This window comes from Streptomyces sp. NPDC085944, assembly GCF_040686295.1.
GTDB lineage: Bacteria > Actinomycetota > Actinomycetes > Streptomycetales > Streptomycetaceae > Streptomyces > Streptomyces salinarius.
In genome coordinates, this window is the sequence record NZ_JBFBJX010000001.1 from 508,282 (window position 1) to 533,085 (window position 24,804).

Genomic DNA, 24,804 nt, shown 5'->3' on the forward strand with positions numbered 1-24,804 from the left:
TGACAGTCGGCGGACACGGCCATGAAGTCACCGGGGCAGGCTTTTCGTCACAGGCAACCGGCAGTCCACGACGGGGGGCGCGAGATGAACACGCTGAAGGGCACCAACACCAGCGCAGTGCTCACGCGTCTGCACGACGTGCACGCACACCGGGGTTCCGAGAAGTCCGGTGCCGATGGGGGTCCCTCCCGCGCGAGCGGATTCGAGCGTGGGGGAGGGCGGGGGTGCGCTCGCGGCACCGGGCGTCAGCACACCGCGTACATGACGGTGGTTGACGCGAACACGGGGGAAACGGGGAACACGGGGGACCGGGGGGAGCGACGTTCCCTGTCGGAGGCGGAGTTCACCGCCTACGTCCAGGAGCGCCGCTCCTCCCTGTACGCGACCGCCTACCACCTCACCGGCGACCGCTTCGAAGCCGAGGACCTGCTGCAGAGCGCGCTGTTCTCGACCTACCGGGCGTGGGACCGGATCAGCGACAAGGCGGCCGTCGGCGGATACCTCCGCCGCACCATGACCAACCTGCACATCAGCGCCTGGCGGCGGCGCAAGCTCAACGAGTACCCGACCGAGGAACTGCCGGAGACGCCGGGCGACATGGACGCGATGCGCGGCACCGAACTGCGCACGGTCCTGTGGCAGGCGCTGGCCCGGCTCCCCGAACTCCAGCGCACCATGCTGGTCCTGCGCTACTACGAGGGCCGTACGGACCCGGAGATCGCGGACATCCTCGACATCAGCGTCGGCACGGTGAAGTCCAGCATCTGGCGGTCGCTGCGCCGGCTGCGCGAGGACGAGGTCCTCAGCTTCGGCCGTGACCGTGAGGACGCCTTCGGCGAACTGGTCGCCTGAGGGCGGGGGCGGGGGCCCGTGAAAAAAGTTCGAGCCGGGGTGTATCAGGGGGCGGGACCCGGACTCTTACTCACGGGGAAGCACCACGGGGGAACAACGGGGGACACGGGGGAACGACGGGGGACGGGGATCACGGGGGATCCACGGGGGAGTGGAAAGGGAGCGGGACTGGAGGGCCGGGGGGTCCGTCCAGTCCCGCTTCCGCATGTCCGGGCAGGTGCGAGCAGGGGCAGGTGCGCGTACGGCAGGCGTCACACGGCCGTACGGCTCGTGGCGCACCGGCCCGCCGCCGCGGCGGCCAGGCGGCCCATCGCCTCGCCCCGGTCGCACACGTGGGCGCCGAGGGCGGACTGCCGGGCGATGACCGAGCGTTCCTGCCGCATCAGCCGCCAGCCCCTGCGCAGCAGGAACGGCACCGACTTGCGGCTCTCGCGCAGGTCCCGCAGGAACCGGCGGCGGAAGGTCGTCAGCGGGCCCCGGCTCAAGCACAGCGCGTCGGCCAGCACGCCCAGTTCCCGGCAGCGGTCCACCAGCTCCGCGGCGAAGATGCCCTCCGCGAGGAACAGCGGCGTCCGCCCGACGTCGACGGACTCCTCGCCGGTGCGGGCGCTCAGCGAGATGTCGTAGACGGGCACGTCGGTACGCCCCGTGCGGCACAGCTCCCCGATGGCGGCGAGGGCCGCGTCCGCGTCCCACGACGCCGGGTGGTCCCAGTCGATGTCGGAGCTCTGGGGCACCGTCGGCAGTGTCGGATCGGTGCCCTCCTTGTAGAAGTCGTCGAGACGCAGCACCGGGAGGCCGGAGTGCGCGGCGAGGAGGGACTTGCCGGAGCCGGAGGGGCCGCAGAGCAGCACGACTCGCGTCGGTATGGGCGGATGGGAGCTCACGGGACACCAGTCTGAGGCATCGAACGGCTGTCGTAGACCTCGCGGGTGGACTTTGCAGCGGGCGTCACATCTCGATGGCGCTGTGCGGTGACCTGATCACGGTGCGCGCTGTTAACAGGGCAGTCCGAAGCAATCCACAGCAAGAGGTGGCAGCAGCGATGGCCCGACACGCGTCCCCCCGCACTCCGCACGCACAGCGCGCCCTGATCGTCCTCGCGACCGTGGGGACCGCCCTGGCAGCCGGAGCGGCGACGGCTTCCGCGGCCGACGGCGGCGGCGACACGATCGCCGGCCTGGCCCACACCCGCCCCACCTCGCTGGGCAACATCGACCCGCAGGCGGGCCTGGCGGCCGTCACCGGCACGGTCGGCTACGTCACCGGCCCCGTCGCCGGCCTCAAGCCCAACCCATTGGCCGGCACCGGCGTGGACCCGCTGGACAACGGCGTGGGCACCAAGGTCGCCGACTTCCAGCCCTTGTCCTCGACGGCCCTGACGGGACCGGTCGCCCAGGCGCAGTCACTGGGCGCCGTGCCGGTGGTGGGACAGGTGACGAAGCTGCTGCGCTGACGGAGCGCGTACGCGTCGGGCCGCGACCTCGGTGAGGGAGATCGCGGCCCGATGGCGGTGCGGAAGGATCAGGGGGTTCGGCCGAGATGGGTGACGACGACACGGATCACGTCGTCCTCGATGATGTACAGGACCCGGTAGTCGCCGACGTGGAGACGCCGCAAGTCGGGTGATCCGTAAGGGGCCGAACTCTGCGGACGTGGTTGAGTGCTCAGTGCGTCGACTGCCTCGTAGACGGCTGACAGGCCGCTGGGGTCCTCCTTGAGGAAGCGCACTGCCGCGTTGGTCGCGCGAGGCTCCCAGATGATCTCGTATGCCACTTACCGCAGCCCCAGCATCCGGCCGACTTCTTCGTGCGGGATGCCCGGTTCCAGCGTCCCCTCCGCCTTGCGCCGCTGATAGTCAGCCACCACCAGGGCGTCTTCGAGATCCTCTATCACCTGGGGTGACACGAGAAGGGCGGCGACGTGCCCGTGATCGGTGAGGGCGATGGTCTCGCGGCCGTGTGCGGCACGGCGCACGAGATCGCCGAGCTGGGAACGGGCGGCGCTGATGGCGATCTCAGTCATGTGCACATGGTTGCTCAACTGTCCTCTTGTGGTCAATTCAGCAAGGAAGTGCAACGAAGAGCGGCGCTCTCCCCGGACGGAGGGAGGGCGCCGCTCGGTCGCGGTGCGACGTGGAGGATCAGTACGACGAACCCGACGCGCCCAGCGCGCCCGTCGGGTGCCAGACCGTCTTCGTCTCCAGGAACGCCGTCATGCGGTCCGTGCCCGGGGTCGCCGACCAGTCGACGTCGTCCACAGGCTGTGGACGCAGGACGCGCTTCAGATTGTCCGCCGCCGCGATCTCCAGCTCCTTCGCCAGCGTCTCGTCGGCGCCCGTGAGGTCGATCGCGTTGACGTCCTGGTGGGCGGCGAGCGGCGTCGCGATCTCCGCCGTACGGCCGGAGAGGACGTTGACCACGCCGCCGGGCACGTCGGAGGTGGCCAGGACCTCGCCGAGGGAGAGCGCGGGGAGGGGGGACTTCTCCGACGCCACCACGACCGCCGTGTTGCCGGTCGCGACGACCGGTGCGAGGACGGACACCAGGCCCAGGAACGACGACTCCTGCGGGGCCAGGACGGCGACCACGCCGGTCGGCTCCGGGGAGGAGAGATTGAAGAACGGGCCCGCGACCGGGTTGCCGCCGCCGACCACCTGGGCGATCTTGTCGGTCCAGCCCGCGTACCAGACCCAGCGGTCGATCGCGGCGTCCACCTGGGCCGCCGCCTTCGACTTCGACAGGCCCTCCGCGTCGGCGACCTCCGCGACGTACTGGTCGCGGCGCCCCTCCAGCATCTCGGCGACGCGGTAGAGGATCTGGCCGCGGTTGTACGCCGTCGCGCCGGACCAGCCGCCGAACGCCTTGCGCGCGGCGACCACCGCGTCACGGGCGTCCTTGCGGGAGGAGAGGGGGGCGTTCGCCAGCCACTTGCCCTTTGCGTCGGTCACCTCGTACACCCGGCCGCTCTCGGAACGCGGGAACTTCCCGCCGACGTACAGCTTGTAGGTCTTGAGGACACTGAGTCGTGCATCAGACATCGAGGTATGCCTCCAGGCCGTGGCGGCCGCCCTCGCGGCCGAAGCCCGACTCCTTGTATCCGCCGAACGGCGAGGTCGGGTCGAACTTGTTGAACGTGTTGGACCAGATCACACCCGCGCGGAGCTTGTTCGCGACCGCCAGGATGCGCGAGCCCTTCTCCGTCCAGATGCCCGCCGACAGGCCGTACGGGGTGTTGTTGGCCTTGGCCACGGCCTCGTCCGGGGTGCGGAAGGTGAGGACCGACAGCACCGGGCCGAAGATCTCGTCGCGGGCGACGGTGTGCGCCTGGGTGACGTTCGTGAAGAGCGTCGGGGCGAACCAGTAGCCGGAGGAGGGGAGTTCGCAGGCCGGGGACCAGCGCTCCGCGCCCTCCGCCTCACCCTGCTCCGCGAGCGCGGTGATACGGGCCAGCTGCTCGGCGGAGTTGATCGCGCCGATGTCGGTGTTCTTGTCGAGCGGGTCGCCCAGACGGAGGGTGGTGAGCCTGCGCTTGAGGGAGTCGAGCAGCTCGTCGTGGATCGACTCCTGGACCAGGAGGCGGCTGCCCGCGCAGCAGACCTGGCCCTGGTTGAAGAAGATGCCGTTGACGATGCCCTCGACGGCCTGGTCGATCGGGGCGTCGTCGAAGACGATGTTGGCGCCCTTGCCGCCCAGTTCCAGCGTGAGCTTCTTGCGGGTGCCCGCGACCGTGCGCGCGATCTGCTTGCCGACCGCCGTGGAGCCGGTGAAGGCGACCTTGTTCACGTCCGGGTGCGCGGTCAGGGCCGCGCCGGCGCGGCCGTCGCCGGTGATGATGTTGACGACGCCCTTGGGGAGACCGGCCTGGCGGCAGATGTCCGCGAAGAACAGGGCCGAGAGGGGGGTCGTCTCGGCGGGCTTCAGGACCACCGTGTTGCCGGTCGCGAGCGCCGGGGCGATCTTCCACGCCAGCATCAGCAGGGGGAAGTTCCAGGGGATGACCTGGCCCGCGACACCCAGGGGGCGGGGGTCGGCGCCGTAGCCGGCGTGGTCGAGCTTGTCGGCCCAGCCCGCGTAGTAGAAGAAGTGCGCCGCGACCAGGGGCAGGTCGGCGTCGCGGGTCTCCTTGATCGGCTTGCCGTTGTCCAGGGTCTCCAGGACGGCGAGTTCGCGGCTGCGTTCCTGGATGATGCGGGCGATGCGGAAGAGGTACTTCGCGCGCTCCGCGCCGGGCAGCGCCGACCACTTCTCGAAGGCCTTGCGGGCGGCCTTCACGGCGCGGTCGACGTCCGCCTCGCCGGCCTCGGCGACCTCGGAGAGGACCTCCTCGGTGGCGGGGGAGACCGTCTTGAAGACCTTGCCGTCGGCCGCCTCGGTGAACTCGCCGTCGATGAACAGGCCGTAGGAGGGGGCGATGTCGACGACCGCGCGGGACTCGGGTGCCGGTGCGTACTCGAAGGCGGGTGCGGATGAGGGAGTGGGTGCGGGTGCCATGTCGATCAGTCCACCGTCACGTAGTCGGGGCCGGAGTAACGGCCTGTGGCCAGCTTCTGGCGCTGCATCAGCAGGTCGTTGAGGAGCGAGGAGGCGCCGAAGCGGAACCAGTGGTTGTCCAGCCAGTCCTCGCCCGCCGTCTCGTTGACCAGGACCAGGAACTTGATCGCGTCCTTCGCGGTCCGGATGCCGCCGGCCGGCTTCACACCGACCTGGACACCGGTCTGCGCGCGGAAGTCGCGGACCGCCTCCAGCATCAGGAGCGTGTTGGCGGGCGTCGCGTTGACGGCGACCTTGCCGGTGGACGTCTTGATGAAGTCCGCCCCGGCCAGCATGCCGAGCCAGCTCGCGCGCCGGATGTTGTCGTACGTCGACAGCTCGCCGGTCTCGAAGATGACCTTCAGGCGGGCGGATGTGCCGCACGCCTCGCGCACGGCGGTGATCTCGTCGTACACCTTCATGTAGTGCCCGGCGAGGAAGGCACCGCGGTCGATGACCATGTCGACCTCGTCCGCGCCCGCCGTCACGGCCTCGCCCACGTCGGCCAGCTTGACGGCCAGCGAGGCGCGGCCGGCCGGGAAGGCCGTGGCCACCGAGGCGACCTTCACGCCGGAGCCGGCGACGGCCTCCTTCGCGGTGGGCACCATGTCGGGGTACACGCAGACTGCTGCGGTGGCGGGGGCCGTGCGGTCGGTCGGGTCGGGACGGACCGCCTTCGCGCCGAGCGCCCGGACCTTGCCCGGGGTGTCCGCGCCTTCCAGCGTCGTCAGGTCGACCATCGAGATGGCCAGGTCGAGGGCGTACGCCTTCGCGGTGGTCTTGATGGAACGGGTGCCGAGGGAGGCGGCGCGCGCCTCCAGGCCGACCGTGTCGACGCCGGGCAGACCGTGGAGGAAGCGGCGCAGCGTGCTGTCGGACGCGGTGACGTCGGCGAGTCCGTGTGCGGGGCCGTTCACGGGGCCCTGTGCGGCGGGTGCAGTGGTGGGCATGGTCACCAGGTGAGCATATCTACGCGCGTAGCGGTCTGTACAGCCCCGAAGGCGGGTTCGGTGGAACAGCACCGCATGTGAGCGTCCGCCGGGCTGTCGTGCACAATCGGCTGCATGACGACACCGGAGCCGCAGTCACCCTCGCCGCAGCCGTCGGCACCCGTGTCCAAGGACCGGGTCTACCGCTCGCCCGCAGGCATCGCCGGAGGCGTGCTGGTGCTCGCCCTCGCGCTGTGGCTCGGCATCGACGCCCTGGTCGCGGGGGAGGGGAACACCCGCTGGAAGGCGCTCGCGGTGCTGGTCTTCCTCGTGCCGCTCGTCGCCGCCTACACCGTGCGGCCCGCCGTCTTCGCCAACGACGACCGGCTGCGGGTGCGCAACCCGTTCCGCGTGATCGTGCTCCCGTGGGGGGAGGTCGGGTCCTTCCGGTCCGCCTACTCCAACGAGGTCTTCGCCGAGGGCGGTGGCAAGTACCAGCTGTGGTCCATTCCCGTCTCGCTGCGCGGGCGCAAGAAGGCCGCGCGGCGGGAGGACCGGCGGGCGGCCGGTGGCGCCGGTGGCGGTCGCGGGCGCGGCATGCTCGGCGGCATGGGGCAGCTGCAGCTCGGTGCGCGGACCGACGGGTCGGGCGCCACGGCCGTCGAGGCGGACGGGCCGGTGCGGGCGCAGGGCGACAAGATCATGGACGAGCTGCGCGAGCTGTGGGAGGCGCGGAAGGACGCCGCGAGCTCCAAGGGCGAGGTGACGGTGCGGTGGGCCTACGAGATCGTCGTGCCGGTGGTGGTCGGGGCGGTCGCGCTGGCGGTACTGCTCGGGGTGGGGTGACGGTTCTCTGCGACGGGGTGACGGTTTCCTCCGTCGGGGTGACGATTTCCTTCGACGGGGTGACGGTTTCCTCCGTCGGGTGACGGTTTCCTTCGGTGGGTGACGGTTTCCTTCGACGGGTCGGGTGAGTGTCCTCCGACGGGCGGGTGAGAGTGCGGCGGGTGAGTGTGGTCCGGGGGCCCTTGTGGGCCCCCGGTTTCGTCAGATGCCGGCTGCCGTCGACAGGTCGCGCTTGAGTGCGGTCAGCAGGTCCGTCGCCTTCGACCGGGCCGTCGGGAGGTCGGCGTGCGTGGCGACCGGGACGACCACCTCCAGGTAGCACTTCAGCTTGGGCTCCGTGCCGCTCGGGCGGACGATCACCCGGGCGCCGTCGAGCGTGTAGCGCAGGCCGTCCGTGGGCGGCAGCGTGTCCGTGCCCCGGGTGAGATCCTCGGCCTTGGCGACGGGGAGGCCCGCGAGGGTTGTCGGGGGCTGGTCGCGCAGGCGGTGCATCGCGGCGGCGATCAGGGACAGGTCCTCCACGCGTACCGAGAGCTGGTCGGTGGCGTGCAGGCCGTGGTCCACGGCGATGTCGTCGAGGAGGTCCAGGAGGGTGCGGTTCTTGGCCTTGAGAGTCGAGGCCAGTTCAGTGATCAGGAGGGCCGCGGTGATGCCGTCCTTGTCGCGGACGCCCTCCGGGTCGACGCAGTAGCCCAGGGCCTCCTCGTAGCCGTACCTGATGTTCTCCACGCGGGCGATCCACTTGAAGCCGGTCAGCGTCTCGACGTGGGGGACGTTCGCCTTCGCGGCGATGCGGGCGAGGAGGGAGGACGACACGATCGACTCCGCGAACGTGCCGGTCGCTCCGCGGGTGACCAGGTGGGCGGCGAGGAGGGCGCCCACCTCGTCGCCCCGCAGCATGCGCCAGCCCGCGGCGGCCGTGGTGTCGGGTACGGCCACTGCCAGGCGGTCCGCGTCCGGGTCGTTGGCGATGACCAGGTCGGGGGCGGGGCTGGTCGCGCGGGCCGTCGCGAAGGCGAGGTCCATCGCGCCCGGCTCTTCCGGGTTGGGGAAGGCGACGGTGGGGAAGTCCGGGTCGGGGTCGGCCTGCTCGGTGACGAGGACGGGCCGCGGGAAGCCGGCCCGGTCGAAGGCTGCGAGGAGGGTGTCCCTGCCCACGCCGTGCATCGCGGTGTACACCGTGCGGGCGGTGCGGGGGGAGTCGGCGGCCAGGACGGCGTCCGTACGGGTGAGGTAGGCGTCGAGGACGTCGTCGGCGAGGGTCTGCCAGCCGGTGGTGGGACGGGGGACGTCGTGGAGGGAGCGTACGGCGTCGATCTCCGCGGCGATCTCGGCGTCGGCCGGGGGCACGATCTGGGAGCCGTCGCCGAGGTACACCTTGTAGCCGTTGTCGCGGGGCGGGTTGTGGCTGGCGGTGACCTCCACGCCGGCGACGGCGCCGAGGTGGCGGATCGCGAAGGCGAGGACGGGGGTGGGGAGGGGGCGGGGGAGTACGGCCGCCCTGAGGCCGGCGCCGGTCATGACGGCTGCCGTGTCGCGGGCGAAGTCCGCTGATTTGTGGCGGGCGTCGTGGCCGACGACGACCAGGCCGTTGGGGTGGCCCTGCTGCTTCAGGTACGCGGCGAGGCCGGCGGCGGCGCGGATGACGACCGAGCGGTTCATGCGCATCGGGCCGGCGCCGAGTTCGCCGCGGAGGCCCGCGGTGCCGAACTGGAGGGTGCCGGAGAAACGTGCGGTCAGCTCGGCGTGGTCCTCGGCGTCGATGAGGCGGGCGAGTTCCGCGCGGGTGTCCGCGTCGGGGTCCTCGGCCAGCCATGCCTTGGCTCGTGCGAGGAGGTCGTCGTCGTTCGCGTCTGGCACGTCGGTCAGCCTCTCGGGTGTGGGTGGTGGGTGGTCGGTGGTGGGTGGTGGGTGGTGCGGGGTGCCTGCGGCGCCTGTGCTGGTGCCTGCGGCGCCTGTGCGGGTTGGGTGGGGGTGCGCGTGGCGCCTTGGGGTGCGTGGTGGGTCGGGGCCGGGCCGGGGGGTGTCCGTCCTCGGAACGGCGCGGAATCGGTCGGCCACAGATCTTCCCCGGCGTTGACGCGCCAACCGCTGCGGGCGGACACCCCCCGACCCGACCCCTCCTCGCCGTACGCGCCTGCCGGCCGCCCCACGCCGCCGCCTCGTCCCCGCCGTACGCGGCTCCCCGCCGCCCCAACTGCAGACAGTCCGCAACGCCGTCGCCGCCATCGCTGCCGGCAGTCGCCATGCCGCCGTAGCTGCGGGCAGTCGTGCCGCTGGGGCGGCACGGGTGGGCGGTGGGGGTACCTCCCAGGCCGTTCAGGCACTGGGGGAGGCACCCCGCAACGCCGGGCCGCGTGACCCACCCCGTGCCCGCACCCGCGCCGGGTAGCGAGGGAGCCCCGGGGCCCTGGGCCCACCCTGCACCCGCGGCGGGAGGGGGCAGCGGGTCCCGGGGTCCTTACAGGCGGCCCAAGACCTGGGTCAGCAGCGTCCCCATGCGGGCGGCGGAGTCGCGGCCCGCCTGGAGGACCTCCTCGTGGTTGAGGGGCTCGCCCGTCATGCCCGCGGCGAGGTTGGTGACCAGGGAGATGCCCAGCACCTCCGCGCCGGCCTCGCGGGCCGCGATCGCCTCGAGGACCGTGGACATGCCGACCAGGTCGGCCCCGATGACGCGGGCCATGCGGATCTCGGCCGGGGTCTCGTAGTGCGGGCCGGGGAACTGGGCGTAGACGCCCTCCTCCAGCGTGGCGTCGACCTCCTTGCACAGCGCGCGCAGGCGCGGCGAGTAGAGGTCCGTGAGGTCGACGAAATTGGCGCCGACGATGGGGGAGGTGGCGGTGAGGTTGATGTGGTCGCTGATCAGGACCGGCTGGCCGGGGCGCATGCCCTCGCGCAGGCCGCCGCAGCCGTTGGTCAGGATGATCGTCTTGGCGCCGGCCGCGACGGCGGTGCGGACGCCGTGGGAGACGGCGGCCACGCCGTGGCCCTCGTAGTAGTGGGTGCGGCCCAGGAAGACCAGCGCGCGCTTGTCACCGATGGAGTACGAGCGGATCTTGCCGCCGTGCCCCTCCACCGCCGGCTTGGGGAAGCCCGGCAGGTCGGTGACCTTGAGCTCGGCCTCGGGGGCGCCCAGTGCGTCCACGGCCGGTGCCCAGCCGGAGCCCATCACGAGGGCGACGTCGTGGGTCTCGGCGCCGGTGAGTTCGCGCAGGCGGGCCGCGGCGGCGTCGGCGGCGGCGTGGGGGTCGCCCTGGATGTCGTCCGGAAGAAGAGATGCGTTCACGCCGAAGAGGGTAGCCGGTTTGTGGCTACGCGCGTAGATGGCAGAGGTCACGGGATGGTGGTTTTTGGCTTGGAGGTTTTGCCAGGGTGCGCTCTCAGCAGGGGCGTTTGCGGAGTTCCATGACGTAGTCGTGGGGCGCGCCGGCCGATTCGGCGGCGTCCGCGATCTCGCCCAGGTAGCGGGCCGAGGGCAGGCCACCCTCGTAGGCGTTCAGGACGTAGGTCCACGCCCCCTCCTCTCCGTCGAGGGTGTGGACGCGTACGCGGGTGCGGCGGTAGATGTCCAGGCCCACCCCCTCCCAGCGGTCGAGGGAGTCCTCGTCCATCGGGGCGATGTCGTAGAGGGACACGAAGACCTGGGAGATCGGGTCCTCCACGAGGGTCGCGAGTGCGCCCTCCCAGCCCATGTGCTCGCCCCCGAAGGTCAGCCGCCACCCGTTCAGCCAGCCGGTGGCGCGCAGCGGCGAGTGCGGGGCGCGGCGGGTCATCAGCCGCGCGTCGAGGTTGCCGGCGTAGGCGGCGTAGAGCGACATGGGGGGAAGGGTACGCGCCGTTCTGGTAACGGTGGTGGCCCCGGGCGGCCGGTCGTTGAAGGGTGCGGGACAATGGAGTACGTGACTCGGATCGTGATCATTGGTGGCGGACCCGGCGGATACGAAGCGGCGCTGGTGGCCGCTCAGCTCGGCGCGGAGGTGACCGTCGTCGACTGCGACGGTCTGGGCGGGGCGTCGGTGCTGACCGACTGCGTGCCGTCCAAGACCCTCATCGCCACTGCTGAGGTGATGACCACCTTCGACTCCTCCTACGAGGAGCTGGGGATCATCGTCGCCGACGACACCCCGCCCATGGAGCAGGCCGCCCGGGTGGTCGGCGTCGACCTGGGCAAGGTCAACCGGCGGGTGAAGCGGCTCGCGCTGGCGCAGTCGCACGACATCACCGCCTCCGTGACCCGTGCGGGTGCGCGGGTCGTGCGGGGGCGCGGGCGGCTGGAGGGCATGCAGGCCCTCGACGGGTCGCGCAAGGTCGTGGTGCGGGCCGCCGACGGGAGCGAGGAGACGCTGACCGCCGATGCGGTGCTCATCGCCACGGGCGGGCATCCGCGGGAGCTGCCGGACGCGCGGCCCGACGGGGAGCGGATCCTGAACTGGACCCAGGTCTACGACCTGGAGGAGCTGCCCGAAGAGCTCATCGTGGTCGGGTCCGGTGTCACCGGCGCCGAGTTCGCCGGGGCCTATCAGGCGCTCGGGTCGCGGGTCACGCTCGTGTCGTCGCGGGACCGGGTGCTGCCGGGTGAGGACCCGGACGCGGCGGCTGTTCTGGAGGACGTGTTCCGGCGGCGTGGGATGAACGTCATGTCACGGTCGCGGGCCCAGTCCGTCAAGCGGGTGGGGGACCGGGTCGAGGTGACGCTGTCGGACGGGCGGGTCATCGGCGGGTCGCACTGTCTGATGGCCGTCGGCGCCATTCCCAACACCGAGGGGATGGGGCTGGAGGAGGCGGGAGTCCGGCTGAAGGACTCCGGGCACATCAAGACCGACCGGGTCTCGCGGACCTCGGCTCCCGGCGTGTACGCCGCCGGTGACGTCACCGGCGTCTTCGCGCTGGCCTCCGTGGCGGCCATGCAGGGGCGGATCGCCATGTACCACTTCCTCGGCGACGCCGTCACTCCGCTGAATCTGAAGACCGTCTCCGCCAACGTCTTCACCGACCCCGAGATCGCCACCGTCGGGTACTCGCAGGCCGACGTCGACGCCGGCAAGATCGACGCCCGGGTGGTGAAGCTGCCGCTGCTGCGCAACCCGCGGGCCAAGATGCAGGGCATCCGGGACGGCTTCGTCAAGATCTTCTGCCGGCCCGGGACCGAGATCGTGGTGGGTGGTGTCGTTGTGGCGCCGCGTGCTTCGGAGCTCATTCATCCCATCTCGATCGCCGTCGACAACAATCTGACGGTCGAGCAGATCGCCAACGCCTTCACCGTGTATCCCTCGCTTTCGGGGTCGATCGCGGAGGTGGCGCGGCAGTTGCACGCCCGGAAGGCCGGCGGGGAGCAGTAGCCGGCGGGTGCGGCCGGAATCGACTCCCCGCTGGTCACGGGGAGTCGCGGCGCTTGCGGGCGGCATAGGCGGCCGGGGTAGGCGCGTATACCACTTCCGGTGGTGGCATGCGAACAACTTCTGTTATTCGGCGCATACTGCTGAAAGCAGACGGTCGTTGGGGTTACTGTCAGTTTCGTGTTCGCTGCAGAACGTCGCCAATTGATCCTCGAAATGGTGCGAGCGAACGGGGCCGTGTCGCTCCGTGAGCTCGCCCGCGTCGTCCAGACCTCCGAAGTGACCGTACGGCGGGACGTGCGCGCACTGGAGGCAGAAGGACTCCTCGACCGCCGGCACGGCGGTGCGGTACTGCCGGGCGGGTTCACGCGAGAGTCCGGCTTTCCGCAGAAGTCCCATCTCGCGACCGCCGAGAAGACGGCCATCGCCGATCTCGCCGCGGGCCTCGTCGAAGAGGGCGAAGCCATCGTGGTGGGGGCGGGTACCACGACGCAGGAGCTGGCCCGCCGGCTCGCGCGGGTGCCCGGTCTGACCGTCGTCACCAACTCGCTGCTGGTGGCCCAGGCCCTCGCCCACGCCAACCGGGTCGAGGTCGTGATGACCGGTGGCACGCTGCGGGGGTCCAACTACGCCCTGGTGGGGTCCGGGGCCGAGCAGTCCCTGCAGGGGCTGCGGGTCTCCAAGGCTTTCCTGTCCGGGAGCGGGCTGACCGCCGAGCGGGGGCTGTCCACGTCCAACATGCTGTCGGCGTCCGTCGACCGGGCGCTGGTGCAGGCCGCGGCCGAGGTCGTCGTCCTCGCCGACCACTCCAAGCTGGGTACGGACACGATGTTCCAGACCGTGCCCACCGACGTCATCACCCGTCTGGTCACCGACGAGTCGCCGGCCCACGACGACCGCGCCGCCACCGAGCTCCAGGCCCTGGCCGATCAGGGTGTGCAGATCGCCGTGGCCGGGTCCTCGGGGGGTGGTGCGGCGAACGGCAGCGGGACACCGGGGGCCGCGGGGGGTGAATCCGTGGCACGTCAGCAGCGCCGGGACGTGCCGCTTCCCGGGCCACGCCGACAGGTTCCGGGAGCGGCGGCGGGGCTGCGGTCGGCCACCGCCCTCGGAGAGCAGAGCGGCGGGGCGGAACGGGCGCGCGTCGCCGACCTGCGTCGCCGGTAGGAGGGACTCCGAGGCATCCTGCGGCCTCCGTCCGCCGGGCAGTGACAGGGGCGCCCGGCGGACCGTGTGAGGTGGTCCGCCGGGCGCCCCTGTGCGGTGCGGGTGCCGCTCAGTCCTTGATCTCGCAGATCGGGGCGCCGGAGGTGATCGAGGCGCCGACCTCGGCGCCCAGGCCCTTGACGGTGCCGGACTTGTGGGCGTTGATCGGCTGCTCCATCTTCATCGCTTCGAGGACGACGATCAGGTCGCCCTCCGCGACTTCCTGACCCTCCTCGACGGCGAGTTTGACGATGGTGCCCTGCATCGGGGAGGCGAGGGTGTCGCCGGAGGCCGCCGGGCCGGACTTCTTCGCCGCCCGGCGCTTGGGGCGGGCGCCGGCCGCCAGGCCGGTGCGGGCCAGGGACATGCCCAGGCTGGAGGGGAGGGAGACCTCCAGACGCTTGCCGCCGACCTCGACGACGACGGTCTCGCGGCCGCTCTCCTCGTCCGCCTCGGTGTCCGCGGGCGCGGTGAAGGGCTTGATCTCGTTGACGAACTCCGTCTCGATCCACCGGGTGTGGACCGTGAACGGGTCGGTGGAGCCGGTCAGCTCGGGGGCGAAGGCCGGGTCGCGGACGACGGTGCGGTGGAAGGGGATGGCGGTGGCCATGCCCTCGACCGTGAACTCGTCCAGGGCACGGGCCGCCCGCTGGAGGGCTTCCTTGCGGGTGCGGCCGGTGACGATCAGCTTGGCCAGCAGGGAGTCCCAGGCCGGGCCGATGACCGATCCGGACTCGACGCCGGCGTCCAGGCGCACGCCCGGGCCGGTGGGCGCGTCGAAGCTGGTGACGGTGCCGGGGGCGGGCAGGAAGCCGCGGCCGGGGTCCTCGCCGTTGATGCGGAACTCGAAGGAGTGGCCGCGCAGGACCGGGTCGTCGTAGCCCAGCTCCTCGCCGTCGGCGATGCGGAACATCTCCCGGACCAGGTCGATGCCGGCGACTTCCTCGGTGACCGGGTGCTCGACCTGCAGGCGGGTGTTGACCTCCAGGAAGGAGATCGTGCCGTCCATGCCGACGAGGAACTCCACCGTGCCGGCGCCGACGTAGCCGGCCTCCTTCAGGATCGCCTTCGACGACGAGTACAGCTCCGCCAGCTGGGCCTCGGACAGGAAGGGCGCGGGGGCCTCTTCGACCAGCTTCTGGTGGCGGCGCTGCAGGGAGCAGTCGCGGGTGGAGACGACGACCACGTTGCCGTGCTGGTCGGCCAGGCACTGCGTCTCCACGTGGCGGGGCTTGTCGAGGTAGCGCTCGACGAAGCACTCCCCGCGGCCGAAGGCCGCCACGGCCTCGCGGACCGCGGAGTCGTACAGCTCCGGGACCTCTTCCAGGGTGCGGGCGACCTTCAGGCCGCGGCCGCCGCCGCCGAACGCCGCCTTGATCGCGATCGGCAGGCCGTGCTCCTTCGCGAACGCCACGACCTCGTCCGCGCCCGAGACCGGGTCGGGGGTGCCGGCGACCAAGGGGGCGCCGGCCCGCTGGGCGATGTGCCGGGCGGCGACCTTGTCGCCCAGGTCGCGGATGGCGTGCGGGGGCGGGCCGATCCAGATCAGACCCGCGTCCAGGACCGCCTGCGCGAACTCCGCGTTCTCGGAGAGGAATCCGTAGCCGGGGTGGATGGCGTCCGCGCCCGACTCACGCGCGGCTTTCAGGACCTTGGCGATGTCCAGATAGCTGGTCGCGGGGGTGTCACCACCCAGGGCGAACGCCTCATCAGCGGCGCGGACATGCAATGCGTCCCGGTCCGGGTCCGCGTAGACGGCCACGCTCGCGATCCCGGCGTCCCGGCAGGCCCGGGCCACGCGGACAGCGATTTCGCCACGGTTGGCGATGAGCACCTTGCGCACGATTGAGGCTCCCTCCTTGAAACAAGCCGAGTTTAGGGACTGCCGACACGGCACTTCGACCCGTCCCCAATGGTGAGCTTGCCCACACGGAGCGTGATTCGAGGCTCGCTCGAGCCGCGAAAGCCCTTGTAGTACCGCCCTGCGCAGGACTCCTGGGGGAAACCCTAGCTCTCCTGTGTGGTCAAGGTCTCTGTAAGGGCGTGCTGCGGGCCACTCGGTTTCTTTGTGGAGTCCCTACTAATGGCCCAACGATTCTTTGCTCGTGCCGGAACCCTTGTGGTGCGCATTACCCGTTAGTAGCGTTCCTCGGGTCTCGGACGTACTTGGGGTAACAGCTGTCCTGTGCGGCAGCGGTCGAAAGTGGGTGGGGACCGGTGTCAGTGCGCAGGCCGGTGGCGTGGATCGTGGCGGTCGTGCTCTTCGTGGAGGCCGTCGGGGTCGCGGCGCTGAACTGGTTCCTGGCGATCGTCGTCGACCGGCAGGACATGTCCCTGGCCGGTCTCGACCCGGACATGATGTCCTTCTCCTCGAAGATCGGCGGGGTCGTCTTCGGGCTGTACTTCGCGCTGTGCGGCCTGGTCGCGCTGCTCGTGGCGGTGCGCGACCGCGCTCCCGCGGGGCTCGGCCGGGTCCTGCTGATCAGCGCCGCCGTGGTGCACGGCCTGCTCGGCGCCTTCACCTGGGGGCTGGTGGGGCCCGGCGCCTTCGTCTTCATGATCGTCGTACTGGGGCTCATCGTGCTGCTCCTGATGACGTACGACGCGCGCGAGGAGCCCGCCGCGCCCGGGCCGCGACCCGAGGGCGGCGGCAAGGGTGACGACGGCTCCCCGGTCAGCCCTCCGCCGGCGCCCACAACTCCGTGATGCCGGTCCCGAGCTCGGCGAGGAGCCGCCGCAGCAGGGGCAGGCTGAGGCCGATCACGTTGCCGTGGTCGCCGTCGATGCCGTCGATGAACGGCGCCGAGCGGCCGTCCAGGGTGAACGCCCCCGCGACGTACAGGGGCTCCCCGGAGGCCACGTAGGCGGCGACCTCGTCGTCGGTCGGCTCGCCGAAGCGGACGACGGTGGACGCGGTCGCCGAGACGTGGCGGCCGGAGGCGGTGTCCCAGACGCAGTGGCCGGTCTGCAGCGTGCCCGCCCGGCCGCGCATCGCCTTCCAGCGCGCGGTGGCCTCCTCGGCGTCGGCCGGCTTGCCGAGCGCCCGGCCGTCCAGGTCGAGCACCGAGTCGCAGCCGATCACCAGGGCGCCGTGCACCTCGGGCTTCGCGGCCACCACGGACGCCTTGGCCTCGGCCAGCGCGAGGGCCAGCTCGGCGGGGGTGGGGGCGGTGACGGCCTCCTCGTCCACGCCGCTCACCAGCACCTCGGGGGCGAGTCCGGCCTGGCGCAGCAGGCCGAGCCGGGCCGGGGACTGGGAGGCGAGGACGATTCGGCGGCGGGGCCGGGCAGCAGTCATGGGGTCACATTAACCACCGGGGCCGGGGCGGCTCACCCCAGGCCGAGAACGATCATCGCGAGGACCATGGCCAACGCCAGGAAGAGGCTCAGCCGCCGCAGCATGGCCTGCGTGTCGCGCAGTTCCTCGGGCGGCTCGTTCTCGGGGTCGGACCACAGCATGCCCCTAGCGTGGGGCTTGGCCGACGCGGGTGACTTGAGTACGGGTACTCAAAAAGGGGCGCGGGGTTGCGGTGAAGTGCGCTCACGCGGCGGAGCCGCGAATCGACACGGCCCCGCGCCCCTGGGTGTCCGCTCTCACCCGGGCCAGTACGTGCGCGTCCAGGACGCCGGGCCCGGCTGGGGGAGGCGGGGCGTCGCGATGCGGGACGGGTCCGACCACGCGTCGCGCGGCGAGCGGGGACCGGACGGCTCCGTGTGTGCCGCCGCCGCGCGGGCTCTGACCACCGTCAGGGCGGCGGCGAGTTCTTCCGGGGTGGGGTTGCCCCGTACGACCTTGATGGTCACAGCGGCTCCTTACAGGGGGATGTTGCCGTGCTTCTTCGGGGGCAGGTTCTCCCGCTTGGTGCGCAGCTGGCGCAGGCCTCGGACGATGTGGCGGCGGGTGTCGGACGGCATGATCACCGCGTCGACGTAGCCGCGCTCGGCCGCTGAGTAGGGGTTGAGGAGGGTGTCCTCGTACTCCTGGATCAGGCGGGCCCGGGTGGCCTCGGCGTCGTCACCGGCCTCGGCGATGGCGCGGCGGTGCAGGATGTTGACCGCGCCCTGGGCGCCCATGACGGCGATCTGGGCGGTGGGCCAGGCCAGGTTGAGGTCGGCGCCCAGGTGCTTGGAGCCCATGACGTCGTAGGCACCGCCGAAGGCCTTGCGGGTGATGACCGTGATCAGCGGGACCGTGGCCTCGGCGTAGGCGAAGATCAGCTTGGCGCCGCGGCGGATGATGCCGTCGTGCTCCTGGTCCACGCCCGGCAGGAAGCCGGGGACGTCCACGAAGGTGAGCACGGGCACGTTGAAGGCGTCGCAGGTGCGCACGAAGCGGGCCGCCTTCTCGGAGGCCGTGATGTCCAGGCAGCCGGCGAACTGCATCGGCTGGTTGGCGACGATGCCCACCGGGCGGCCCTCGACCCGGCCGAAGCCGGTGAGGATGTTCGGCGCGAACAGCGGCTGGGTCTCGAGGAACTCGCCGTCGTCCAGGACGTGCTCGATGACGGTGTGCATGTCGTACGGCTGGTTCGCCGAGTCCGGGACGATCGTGTCCAGCTCGGCGTCCTCGTCCGTGACCGCGAGGTCCGCCTCCTCCGGGAAGGCGGGGGGCTCGGAGAGGTTGTTGGACGGCAGGTACGACAGCAGCTGCTTGACGTACTCGACGGCGTCCTTCTCGTCGCCGGCCATGTGATGGGCCACACCCGAGGTGGAGTTGTGGGTGCGGGCGCCGCCCAGCTCCTCGAAGCCGACGTCCTCGCCGGTGACGGTCTTGATGACGTCGGGTCCCGTGATGAACATGTGGCTGGTCCGGTCGACCATGACCGTGAAGTCGGTGATCGCGGGGGAGTAGACCGCGCCGCCCGCGCAGGGGCCGACGACCAGGCTGATCTGCGGGATCACGCCGGAGGCGTGGGTGTTGCGGCGGAAGATCTCGCCGTAGGCGCCGAGCGAGGCCACGCCCTCCTGAATGCGGGCACCGCCCGAGTCGTTGATGCCGATGACCGGGCAGCCGGTCTTCAGCGCGAAGTCCATCACCTTGACGATCTTCTGGCCGTAGACCTCGCCCAGCGCGCCGCCGAAGACGGTGAAGTCCTGGGAGAAGACCGCGACGGGACGGCCGTCGACGGTGCCGTAGCCGGTGACGACGCCGTCGCCGTAGGGACGGTTGGCGTCCAGGCCGAAGTTGGTGGAGCGGTGCCGGGCGAACTCGTCCAGCTCGACGAAGGAACCCTCGTCGAGGAGGAGGCCGATGCGTTCACGAGCCGTCAGCTTGCCCTTGGCGTGCTGCTTTTCGACGGCGCGTGCGGAACCGGCGTGTGTCGCCTCCTCGATACGGCGCCTGAGATCCGCGAGCTTGCCCGCGGTCGTGTGGATGTCGGGCTGCTGCTCTTCCGGCTCGGACATCGGGATGCGGCTCCCTGCCTGCTCAAAAGGGGGGACGGTTACTCGTTCGTAGAGTAGTAGGGGCCCTTCCGATCGGCAGTGCGGTGTTTCCCACACCTAGGGTGGGTTGCATGACGCCCCGAGATTCCTCCGACTCCCCGAACGACGCCTCGAACGACGCCTCGAACGGCCGGTGGTCCGACCTGGAGCGGCCGCCCCTCAGCAGCATGTCCCTGCGCCGGGGCCTGGTGCGGGAGGGAGGCCTGTGGCGGCAGGTGGACGTCGTGCAGCGCACCGGGTCCACCAACTCCGACCTCGTGGCCCGGGCCGCCGAGGGCGACCTGGCGGAGGGTGTCGTCCTCGTCGCCGAGGAGCAGAGCGCCGCACGGGGGCGCCTGGACCGGCAGTGGACGGCGCCGCCGCGCTCCGGGCTCTTCTTCTCCGTACTGCTGCGGCCCGCCGAGATCCCCGTGGACCGCTGGGGCTGGCTGCCGCTGCTCACCGGCGTCGCCGTGGCGACCGGCCTGTCCCGCGTGGCCGGCGTCGACACGGCTCTGAAGTGGCCCAACGACCTGCTGGTGACCGTCGGCGACGAAGAGCGCAAGGCCGGCGGCATCCTGGCCGAGCGGGCCGGCCCCGACGGCGTCGTCATCGGCGTCGGCGTCAACGTCTCCCTCCGCGCCGGGGAACTGCCGGTCGCGCGGGCCGGGTCGCTGGCGCTGGCCGGGGCCGCGAACACCGACCGGGACCCGCTGCTGCGCGGGGTGCTGCGGTCGCTGGAGGACTGGTACGGGCGCTGGCGCGAGGCCGGCGGCGACCCGGCGGCCAGCGGGCTCCAGGAGACGTACGCGGCGGGGTGCGCGACCCTCGGGCGCATGGTGCGGGCGGAGCTGCCCGGGGACCGGTCGCTCGTGGGGGAGGCGGTGGCCGTGGACGGCGACGGGCGGCTGGTGCTGGCGACGGAGGCGGGGGTGCAGGAGCCGGTGGGGGCGGGCGACATCGTGCACCTGCGGTTGGCGTGAGCCCCGATGCGGGGGAGGGTCGGGGGTACGGGCCGCGCGAGGACCCTGGCCCCGGGGCCCGTGCGGAGCTGGACGCACGGGAGTGAGCTGGGGCACACCTGACGTAAAGTTGGGGCCGGTCGAACCTGACCGCGGAAGATCGGAAGGGCAACAGGCGTGACCGTCGACGACACCGGCTCCGGCGCGGACGGGGACGGCCGGGTGGACCCCGAGCCCGCCCCGGACTCCGCCGACCCCGGCGAGGACCCGCTCGCGCTCCGCCTCGAAGGGCTCATCCTGGGCGCCGAGCGCCGGTACACGCCCTTCCAGGCCGCCCGTAGCGCGGGCGTCTCCATGGAGCTGGCCTCCCGGTTCTGGCGGGCCATGGGGTTCGCCGACATCGGCCAGGCCAAGGCGCTCACCGAGGCCGACGTCCTCGCTCTCAGGCGGCTGGCAGGTCTGGTCGAGGCGGGGCTGCTCAGCGAGGCGATGGCCGTCCAGGTCGCCCGGTCCACGGGGCAGACCACCGCCCGGTTGGCCGAGTGGCAGATCGACTCCTTCCTGGAGGGCCTGACCGAGCCCCCCGAGCCCGGGATGACGCGCACCGAGGTGACGTATCCCATCGTCGAACTGCTCCTTCCCGAGCTGCAGGAGTTCCTCGTCTACGTCTGGCGGCGCCAGCTCGCCGCCTCGGCCGGCCGGGTCATCCAGGCCGGGGACGACGAGGAGATGGTGGACCGGCGGCTCGCGGTCGGCTTCGCGGACCTGGTCGGCTTCACGCGGCTGACCCGGCGGATGGAGGAGGAGGAGCTCGGCGAACTGGTCGAGGCCTTCGAGACCACCTCCGCCGACCTGGTGGCCGCGCGCGGCGGACGGCTGGTCAAGACCCTCGGCGACGAGGTGCTCTACGCCGCCGACGACGCCGGTACGGCCGCCGAGATCGCGCTGCTCCTCGTCGAGACGATGGCCCACGACGAGACCATGCCGGAGCTGCGCGTCGGCATCGCCTTCGGCACGGTCACCACCCGGATGGGTGATGTCTTCGGCACGACGGTCAACCTGGCTTCCCGGCTCACCTCGATAGCACCGAAGGACGCGGTGCTCGTCGACTCCGCCTTCGCGGAGGAGCTGATCCGCACCGGGGACGCCCCCGCCTCGGAGGCGGCGGCCGCCGCGGAGAAGGAGGGCGAGGAGCCGCCGGTGTACCGCTTCGCGCTCCAGCCGATGTGGCAGCGTCCGGTGCGCGGTCTGGGCGTGGTCGAGCCGTGGCTGCTCACGCGCCGGGGCGACGGCGGCGGGGAGGCGTAGCACGCCGGGCGCGGAGGCCGGGTGGTCAGAAGCCGGGTGTTCAGTCGCCGAGCAGGTCGACGCAGAGGCCGATGACCGGCACGCACAGGCCCGGGTCGTCGGGTTCCGGCGCCGGTGCGGGGGCCGACGGGGTGCCGTGGCCCGGTGGCGGGGTGGGCGGCGTGGAGTGCGGCGCGGGCCGGTCGGAATGCGACGGCTGCGGGGTGCCCGGGGCGCGGTCCCGCTCTCCCTCCCCTTCCTGCTCCTGTTCCCGCCCTTCCCCCGGCCGCCCGTCCTCGGAGGCGTCCGGGGCGCTCTGAGCGCCCGGCCCGGTCGTCGAGGCGGGGAGCGGGGCCGGTGGGCCGCTCGTGGCGGGGTCCGGTACGAGACCGGGTATGAGACCCGGTTCGGGGGAGCCGCTCAGGCCGTCCATGGCGGACGCCGCCGAAGGGCTCGCCCCGGGCGTCCCGCCGTCGGCGCCCGTGGCGGTGGACGCCGGCGCCCGGTCGTCCGAGGCCGTGTCCCGGCCTGCGCCGTCCACACGTGGTGCCGCCTCGGCGCCGTAGCCGACGCCTCCGTCACCGCCCGGCTCGGGCAGCAGGCGTACGACGCTCAGGGCGGCGGCCGCCAGGGCGAGGCCGCCCGCGACCAGCAGCACCTTGCGGGGGCGGGGCCTGCGGTGCCGGCCGCGGCGCCACCACGCGTACCGGGGCGCGGTCCGCACGCCGGTGGCCGTGCCGGTGGCCGGACCGTCGGTCCTCGGTGTGCTGCTCGTCGTCATGGTCCCTCCCCGGTGCGCACGCGCCCCCGCTGCGCCGTGGCGGAGCGAGGCTACGGTCTGCTGTCGGCCGGAGTGGGGCGGTCGGCCGTATGTCACTCGAACGGGTGGGCGGGGTCGGCGCGGGGAGTGCGCGTCCGGGCTTCCCCCGCGCGGGCCCGCCTGCGATGATCGGGCGGTCGACTTGTTAACACACGTTAACCGGAGGGTGCCATGAGCGAGGAGCGGTTCGGAGAGTTCGTCCTGGTGCGGCGGCACGGAGACGGGCATGTCGCGGAGCTCGCGCTCGACCGGCCGAAGGCCATGAACGCCGTATCGACCGCCATGGCCCAGTCCCTGAGCGCGGCCTGCGCGGCGCTGGGCGAGGACCGCGACGTCCGGGTGGTGGTGCTGACCTCGACCCACGAGCGGGCGTTCTGCGTCGGGGCGGACCTGAAGGAGCGCAACTCCTTCTCCGACGCCGATCTGCTGCGCCAGCGGCCGGTGACGCGGGGGGCGTACACGGCGGTGCTCGAACTGCCGCAGCCGACGGTCGCGGCCGTGCACGGGTTCGCGCTGGGCGGCGGGTTCGAGCTGGCGCTGTCCTGCGACGTGATCGTGGCCGACCCCACGGCCGTGGTGGGGCTGCCGGAGGTGTCGGTGGGCGTGATCCCGGGCGGCGGCGGTACGCAGCTGCTGCCGCGCCGGGTGGGGGCGGCGCGCGCGGCCGAGCTGGTGTTCACGGCGCGGCGGGTGGCGGCCGAGGAGGCGCGCGAGCTGGGGCTCGTGGACCAGTTGACGGAGGAGGGCCGGGACCGGGAGGACGCCTTGGAGCTGGCCTCCCGGATGGCCGCGAACTCGCCCGTGGGCCTGCGCGCGGCCAAGCGCGCGCTGCGCCTCGGGCACGGCCTCGACCTGCGGGCGGGCCTCGAGGTCGAGGACGCGGCGTGGCGGTCGGTGGCGTTCTCGGGGGACCGCGCGGAGGGCGTGGCGGCGTTCAACGAGAAGCGCGCGCCCCGCTGGCCGGGCGAGTAGGCCCACCGTCCACCCGCGACCACCGCGGTCCTGCGGCGGCGGTTCCCGTCCGGGGGCGGGGCCCGGGCGCGCCGTCGGCCGCCCGTCCGGCGTCGCGTGCTGCGGTAGGCGCGGGTCGCCACCCGCCCGGGTATCGCCTGCTGCGGCCCGGCCCGGCGGGGGAGGTGTCCGTCGGTCGTCGTCCTGCACGCCTCCGGATGCGGCGTCCAGCGTGGTTCGGCGTTGTCTGTCGTGGGCGTCGGCTGTCCGCCGTGGTCGGTGTGCCTCGCCGTCGTGCGGCGTGAGCCGTTGCCCGGGCCCTGCGCCGCGGTCCTCGGCAGGGTGCCCGCCCGGTCGGCAATCGCCCGGTTCGCCCCGTTTAAGTAACGTTTCTTCGTGAATTTCCCTAGCCTGGAGTGATGGGTGACGACAGGCGGCTCGCGGCCGTGGTGGCGCTTGCGCAGGGGATGGCCGCCGCGCACAGCGCGCGTGAGGCGTGGCGGGCGGCGGCCGTCGGCGGGTGTCTGGCGCTGGGCGGGAGCTTCGCCGCGCTGTCGGTGTGGGAGCGGGAGCTGGGCCGGCTGCGGGTGCTCGTGAACGTCGGGCGGCGCGCCGAGGGCGAGGAGGAGTTCCCCGAGGACGAGTCCTACCCCGTGCACCAGTTCGCGGAGATCACCGAGTTCCTGCACGAGCGCTGGGCCGGCGGCGGCGAGCCCGACGCCTGGGTCGAGACGGCCGAGGGGCCCGCCGCCGGGCGCCCCGGCTACGTCCATCAGCGCGTCGCCGCCCTGCGCCGCCGGGGCCGCGGCTGCTGCGTGGTCGCGCCGATCGTGCTGCACGGGAGGGCGTGGGGCGAGCTGTACGTGGCCCGGCCGGTGGGGGAACGGGTCTTCGAGCGGGCCGACGCCGACTTCGCCACCGTACTGGCCTCCGTCGTCGCCGCCGGGATCGCGCAGACCGAGCGTCTCGAGGAGGTCCGGCGCCTCGCGTACACCGACGCGCTCACCGGGCTGGCCAACCGCCGCGCCGTCGACTCCGCGCTGGACGAGGCCGTCGAGCGGCACCGCGAGGAGGACGTCGTCGTCAGCCTCGTCGTCTGCGACCTGAACGGCCTCAAGAGGGTGAACGACACGCACGGCCACGCCGTCGGGGACCGGCTCCTGGAGCGGTTCGGGTCGGTGCTGTCGCTGTGCGGGGCGATGCTGCCCGGGGCGCTCGCGGCGCGGCTCGGCGGCGACGAGTTCTGTCTGCTCGCGGTGGGGCCGCCCGCCGACGCGGTGGTCAAGGCGGCCGAGGAGCTGTGCCGCCGGGCGGCCGAACTGGAGCTGGGTGACGGCGTGGCCTGCGGGGTCGCGTCCACGGAGGACCCGGTCGGGCCGGTGCGTTCCGCCCGCCGGCTGTTCCGGCTCGCGGACGCCGCCCAGTACCGCGCCAAGGCGGAGCGGGCGGCCGGGCCGGTCGTCGCGGGACGCGAGGGTCCCGACGACCCCGTCGTACGGCTCGCGGACGAGCCCTCCCGGGAGGAGGACGGGGAGCGCAGGCGGTTCCGGGGGCGGCACTCGCCGTGACACCGGGCCCGACGGGAGCGGTAAGGGGCGCAGCCCGCACGCGTCCGTGACGTACCCCCTCGTGACATCATCGAATTCACTGCGTACGCTC

25 protein-coding genes are annotated in these 24,804 nt (G+C 72.4%); 10 read left to right on the forward strand and 15 right to left on the reverse strand.

Annotated features, from left to right (window positions below; translation table 11 throughout):
• Window positions 1-84: 84 nt before the first annotated feature.
• Window positions 85-852 carry a SigE family RNA polymerase sigma factor gene (locus AB0P07_RS02495; RefSeq protein WP_233645821.1) on the forward strand — a complete coding sequence of 256 codons (768 nt, stop codon included), beginning with the start codon at window positions 85-87 and terminating at the stop codon, window positions 850-852.
• A gap of 251 nt (window positions 853-1,103) precedes the next feature.
• Here the strand turns inward: AB0P07_RS02495 and AB0P07_RS02500 are convergent, their stop codons facing one another.
• The gene (locus AB0P07_RS02500) at window positions 1,104-1,739 is read right to left on the reverse strand and encodes a uridine kinase (protein ID WP_365543945.1); all 636 of its coding nucleotides are present in this window, start codon (window positions 1,737-1,739) and stop codon (window positions 1,104-1,106) included.
• A 158-nt stretch (window positions 1,740-1,897) separates the two neighbouring features.
• Between AB0P07_RS02500 and AB0P07_RS02505 the strand changes: the two genes are divergently transcribed.
• Window positions 1,898-2,308, forward strand: a complete 411-nt coding sequence (locus AB0P07_RS02505) for a hypothetical protein (protein WP_365543948.1) — start codon at window positions 1,898-1,900, stop codon at window positions 2,306-2,308.
• Between the two features lie 68 nt (window positions 2,309-2,376).
• On the opposite strand, the gene AB0P07_RS02510 is transcribed toward AB0P07_RS02505, so the two are convergent.
• From AB0P07_RS02510 to deoC, 5 genes are all read right to left on the reverse strand, one after another.
• Window positions 2,377-2,628: a type II toxin-antitoxin system RelE/ParE family toxin gene (locus AB0P07_RS02510; RefSeq protein WP_365543950.1), complete on the reverse strand. Its 252-nt coding sequence runs from the start codon at window positions 2,626-2,628 to the stop codon at window positions 2,377-2,379.
• Window positions 2,629-2,877, reverse strand: coding sequence for a type II toxin-antitoxin system Phd/YefM family antitoxin (locus AB0P07_RS02515; RefSeq protein WP_365543953.1), 249 nt, complete (start codon window positions 2,875-2,877; stop codon window positions 2,629-2,631).
• A 118-nt stretch (window positions 2,878-2,995) separates the two neighbouring features.
• A complete protein-coding gene (locus AB0P07_RS02520; RefSeq protein ID WP_365543956.1) occupies window positions 2,996-3,892 on the reverse strand; it encodes an aldehyde dehydrogenase family protein in 897 nt (298 codons plus the stop codon).
• Window positions 3,885-5,345, reverse strand: coding sequence for an aldehyde dehydrogenase family protein (locus AB0P07_RS02525; protein WP_365543959.1), 1,461 nt, complete (start codon window positions 5,343-5,345; stop codon window positions 3,885-3,887). Before AB0P07_RS02525 ends, AB0P07_RS02520 begins: the two co-directional genes overlap by 8 nt.
• A 5-nt stretch (window positions 5,346-5,350) precedes the next feature.
• The gene (gene deoC / locus AB0P07_RS02530; protein WP_365543962.1) at window positions 5,351-6,334 is read right to left on the reverse strand and encodes a deoxyribose-phosphate aldolase; all 984 of its coding nucleotides are present in this window, start codon (window positions 6,332-6,334) and stop codon (window positions 5,351-5,353) included.
• A 114-nt stretch (window positions 6,335-6,448) separates the two neighbouring features.
• Between deoC and AB0P07_RS02535 the strand changes: the two genes are divergently transcribed.
• Window positions 6,449-7,159, forward strand: a complete 711-nt coding sequence (locus AB0P07_RS02535) for a PH domain-containing protein (protein WP_263550152.1) — start codon at window positions 6,449-6,451, stop codon at window positions 7,157-7,159.
• Window positions 7,160-7,360: 201 nt separating this feature from the next.
• Here the strand turns inward: AB0P07_RS02535 and AB0P07_RS02540 are convergent, their stop codons facing one another.
• The 3 genes from AB0P07_RS02540 to AB0P07_RS02550 form a co-directional block, all read right to left on the reverse strand.
• A complete protein-coding gene (locus AB0P07_RS02540; RefSeq protein WP_365543965.1) occupies window positions 7,361-9,019 on the reverse strand; it encodes a phospho-sugar mutase in 1,659 nt (552 codons plus the stop codon).
• 601 nt (window positions 9,020-9,620) lie between these two features.
• On the reverse strand, window positions 9,621-10,445 hold the full coding sequence (locus AB0P07_RS02545; protein ID WP_365543968.1) for a purine-nucleoside phosphorylase: 825 nt from the start codon (window positions 10,443-10,445) through the stop codon (window positions 9,621-9,623).
• A 94-nt stretch (window positions 10,446-10,539) separates the two neighbouring features.
• The gene (locus AB0P07_RS02550; protein WP_061442846.1) at window positions 10,540-10,977 is read right to left on the reverse strand and encodes a gamma-glutamylcyclotransferase; all 438 of its coding nucleotides are present in this window, start codon (window positions 10,975-10,977) and stop codon (window positions 10,540-10,542) included.
• 72 nt (window positions 10,978-11,049) lie between these two features.
• Between AB0P07_RS02550 and AB0P07_RS02555 the strand changes: the two genes are divergently transcribed.
• Together AB0P07_RS02555 and AB0P07_RS02560 are read left to right on the forward strand one after the other, a co-directional pair.
• Entirely contained in the window at window positions 11,050-12,498 is a 1,449-nt protein-coding gene (locus AB0P07_RS02555) for an NAD(P)H-quinone dehydrogenase (RefSeq protein ID WP_365543971.1), read from the forward strand.
• A gap of 177 nt (window positions 12,499-12,675) precedes the next feature.
• Entirely contained in the window at window positions 12,676-13,662 is a 987-nt protein-coding gene (locus AB0P07_RS02560; protein WP_365543974.1) for a DeoR/GlpR family DNA-binding transcription regulator, read from the forward strand.
• A gap of 109 nt (window positions 13,663-13,771) precedes the next feature.
• Here the strand turns inward: AB0P07_RS02560 and AB0P07_RS02565 are convergent, their stop codons facing one another.
• Window positions 13,772-15,544, reverse strand: coding sequence for a biotin carboxylase N-terminal domain-containing protein (locus tag AB0P07_RS02565; RefSeq protein ID WP_365543977.1), 1,773 nt, complete (start codon window positions 15,542-15,544; stop codon window positions 13,772-13,774).
• 374 nt (window positions 15,545-15,918) lie between these two features.
• On the opposite strand from AB0P07_RS02565, the gene AB0P07_RS02570 reads away from it, so the two are divergent.
• Window positions 15,919-16,407, forward strand: a complete 489-nt coding sequence (locus AB0P07_RS02570; protein ID WP_365543980.1) for a hypothetical protein — start codon at window positions 15,919-15,921, stop codon at window positions 16,405-16,407.
• Here the strand turns inward: AB0P07_RS02570 and AB0P07_RS02575 are convergent.
• From AB0P07_RS02575 to AB0P07_RS02590, 4 genes are all read right to left on the reverse strand, one after another.
• The gene (locus AB0P07_RS02575; RefSeq protein WP_365543983.1) at window positions 16,376-16,999 is read right to left on the reverse strand and encodes a nucleoside triphosphate pyrophosphatase; all 624 of its coding nucleotides are present in this window, start codon (window positions 16,997-16,999) and stop codon (window positions 16,376-16,378) included. The two genes, AB0P07_RS02570 and AB0P07_RS02575, sit on opposite strands and share 32 nt — an antisense overlap.
• A gap of 32 nt (window positions 17,000-17,031) precedes the next feature.
• Window positions 17,032-17,160, reverse strand: coding sequence for a hypothetical protein (locus tag AB0P07_RS02580; protein ID WP_365543986.1), 129 nt, complete (start codon window positions 17,158-17,160; stop codon window positions 17,032-17,034).
• Window positions 17,161-17,295: 135 nt separating this feature from the next.
• A complete protein-coding gene (locus AB0P07_RS02585; protein WP_365543989.1) occupies window positions 17,296-17,505 on the reverse strand; it encodes an acyl-CoA carboxylase subunit epsilon in 210 nt (69 codons plus the stop codon).
• Between the two features lie 9 nt (window positions 17,506-17,514).
• Window positions 17,515-19,107, reverse strand: a complete 1,593-nt coding sequence (locus tag AB0P07_RS02590; RefSeq protein ID WP_365543992.1) for an acyl-CoA carboxylase subunit beta — start codon at window positions 19,105-19,107, stop codon at window positions 17,515-17,517.
• A gap of 110 nt (window positions 19,108-19,217) precedes the next feature.
• Between AB0P07_RS02590 and AB0P07_RS02595 the strand changes: the two genes are divergently transcribed.
• Together AB0P07_RS02595 and AB0P07_RS02600 are read left to right on the forward strand one after the other, a co-directional pair.
• Window positions 19,218-20,108 (forward strand): biotin--[acetyl-CoA-carboxylase] ligase, encoded by an 891-nt coding sequence (locus tag AB0P07_RS02595; protein ID WP_365543995.1) that lies wholly within the window; start codon window positions 19,218-19,220, stop codon window positions 20,106-20,108.
• A 156-nt stretch (window positions 20,109-20,264) separates the two neighbouring features.
• Window positions 20,265-21,395 carry an adenylate/guanylate cyclase domain-containing protein gene (locus AB0P07_RS02600; RefSeq protein WP_365543998.1) on the forward strand — a complete coding sequence of 377 codons (1,131 nt, stop codon included), beginning with the start codon at window positions 20,265-20,267 and terminating at the stop codon, window positions 21,393-21,395.
• A 40-nt stretch (window positions 21,396-21,435) separates the two neighbouring features.
• Here the strand turns inward: AB0P07_RS02600 and AB0P07_RS02605 are convergent, their stop codons facing one another.
• The gene (locus tag AB0P07_RS02605) at window positions 21,436-22,155 is read right to left on the reverse strand and encodes a hypothetical protein (RefSeq protein ID WP_365544001.1); all 720 of its coding nucleotides are present in this window, start codon (window positions 22,153-22,155) and stop codon (window positions 21,436-21,438) included.
• A 210-nt stretch (window positions 22,156-22,365) separates the two neighbouring features.
• Here AB0P07_RS02605 and AB0P07_RS02610 point away from each other — a divergent pair, with 210 nt between their 5' ends.
• Together AB0P07_RS02610 and AB0P07_RS02615 are read left to right on the forward strand one after the other, a co-directional pair.
• Complete coding sequence (locus AB0P07_RS02610; protein ID WP_365544004.1) at window positions 22,366-23,166, forward strand: enoyl-CoA hydratase-related protein; 801 nt, start codon at window positions 22,366-22,368, stop codon at window positions 23,164-23,166.
• Between the two features lie 398 nt (window positions 23,167-23,564).
• Window positions 23,565-24,713 (forward strand): diguanylate cyclase, encoded by a 1,149-nt coding sequence (locus tag AB0P07_RS02615; protein WP_365544006.1) that lies wholly within the window; start codon window positions 23,565-23,567, stop codon window positions 24,711-24,713.
• Window positions 24,714-24,804 lie beyond the last annotated feature (91 nt).

What these genes read in the sequence shown, in the direction of transcription:
- AB0P07_RS02495 (WP_233645821.1), top strand. Translation starts at nt 85, where the DNA reads ATGAACACGCTGAAGGGCACCAACACCAGCGCAGTGCTCACGCGTCTG.
- AB0P07_RS02505 (WP_365543948.1), top strand. Translation starts at nt 1,898, where the DNA reads ATGGCCCGACACGCGTCCCCCCGCACTCCGCACGCACAGCGCGCCCTG.
- AB0P07_RS02515 (WP_365543953.1), bottom strand. Translation starts at nt 2,877, where the DNA reads ATGACTGAGATCGCCATCAGCGCCGCCCGTTCCCAGCTCGGCGATCTC.
- AB0P07_RS02520 (WP_365543956.1), bottom strand. Translation starts at nt 3,892, where the DNA reads ATGTCTGATGCACGACTCAGTGTCCTCAAGACCTACAAGCTGTACGTC.
- AB0P07_RS02525 (WP_365543959.1), bottom strand. Translation starts at nt 5,345, where the DNA reads ATGGCACCCGCACCCACTCCCTCATCCGCACCCGCCTTCGAGTACGCA.
- deoC (WP_365543962.1), bottom strand. Translation starts at nt 6,334, where the DNA reads ATGCCCACCACTGCACCCGCCGCACAGGGCCCCGTGAACGGCCCCGCA.
- AB0P07_RS02535 (WP_263550152.1), top strand. Translation starts at nt 6,449, where the DNA reads ATGACGACACCGGAGCCGCAGTCACCCTCGCCGCAGCCGTCGGCACCC.
- AB0P07_RS02550 (WP_061442846.1), bottom strand. Translation starts at nt 10,977, where the DNA reads ATGTCGCTCTACGCCGCCTACGCCGGCAACCTCGACGCGCGGCTGATG.
- AB0P07_RS02555 (WP_365543971.1), top strand. Translation starts at nt 11,050, where the DNA reads ATGGAGTACGTGACTCGGATCGTGATCATTGGTGGCGGACCCGGCGGA.
- AB0P07_RS02575 (WP_365543983.1), bottom strand. Translation starts at nt 16,999, where the DNA reads ATGACTGCTGCCCGGCCCCGCCGCCGAATCGTCCTCGCCTCCCAGTCC.
- AB0P07_RS02580 (WP_365543986.1), bottom strand. Translation starts at nt 17,160, where the DNA reads ATGCTGTGGTCCGACCCCGAGAACGAGCCGCCCGAGGAACTGCGCGAC.
- AB0P07_RS02590 (WP_365543992.1), bottom strand. Translation starts at nt 19,107, where the DNA reads ATGTCCGAGCCGGAAGAGCAGCAGCCCGACATCCACACGACCGCGGGC.
- AB0P07_RS02595 (WP_365543995.1), top strand. Translation starts at nt 19,218, where the DNA reads ATGACGCCCCGAGATTCCTCCGACTCCCCGAACGACGCCTCGAACGAC.
- AB0P07_RS02605 (WP_365544001.1), bottom strand. Translation starts at nt 22,155, where the DNA reads ATGACGACGAGCAGCACACCGAGGACCGACGGTCCGGCCACCGGCACG.
- AB0P07_RS02610 (WP_365544004.1), top strand. Translation starts at nt 22,366, where the DNA reads ATGAGCGAGGAGCGGTTCGGAGAGTTCGTCCTGGTGCGGCGGCACGGA.
- AB0P07_RS02615 (WP_365544006.1), top strand. Translation starts at nt 23,565, where the DNA reads ATGGGTGACGACAGGCGGCTCGCGGCCGTGGTGGCGCTTGCGCAGGGG.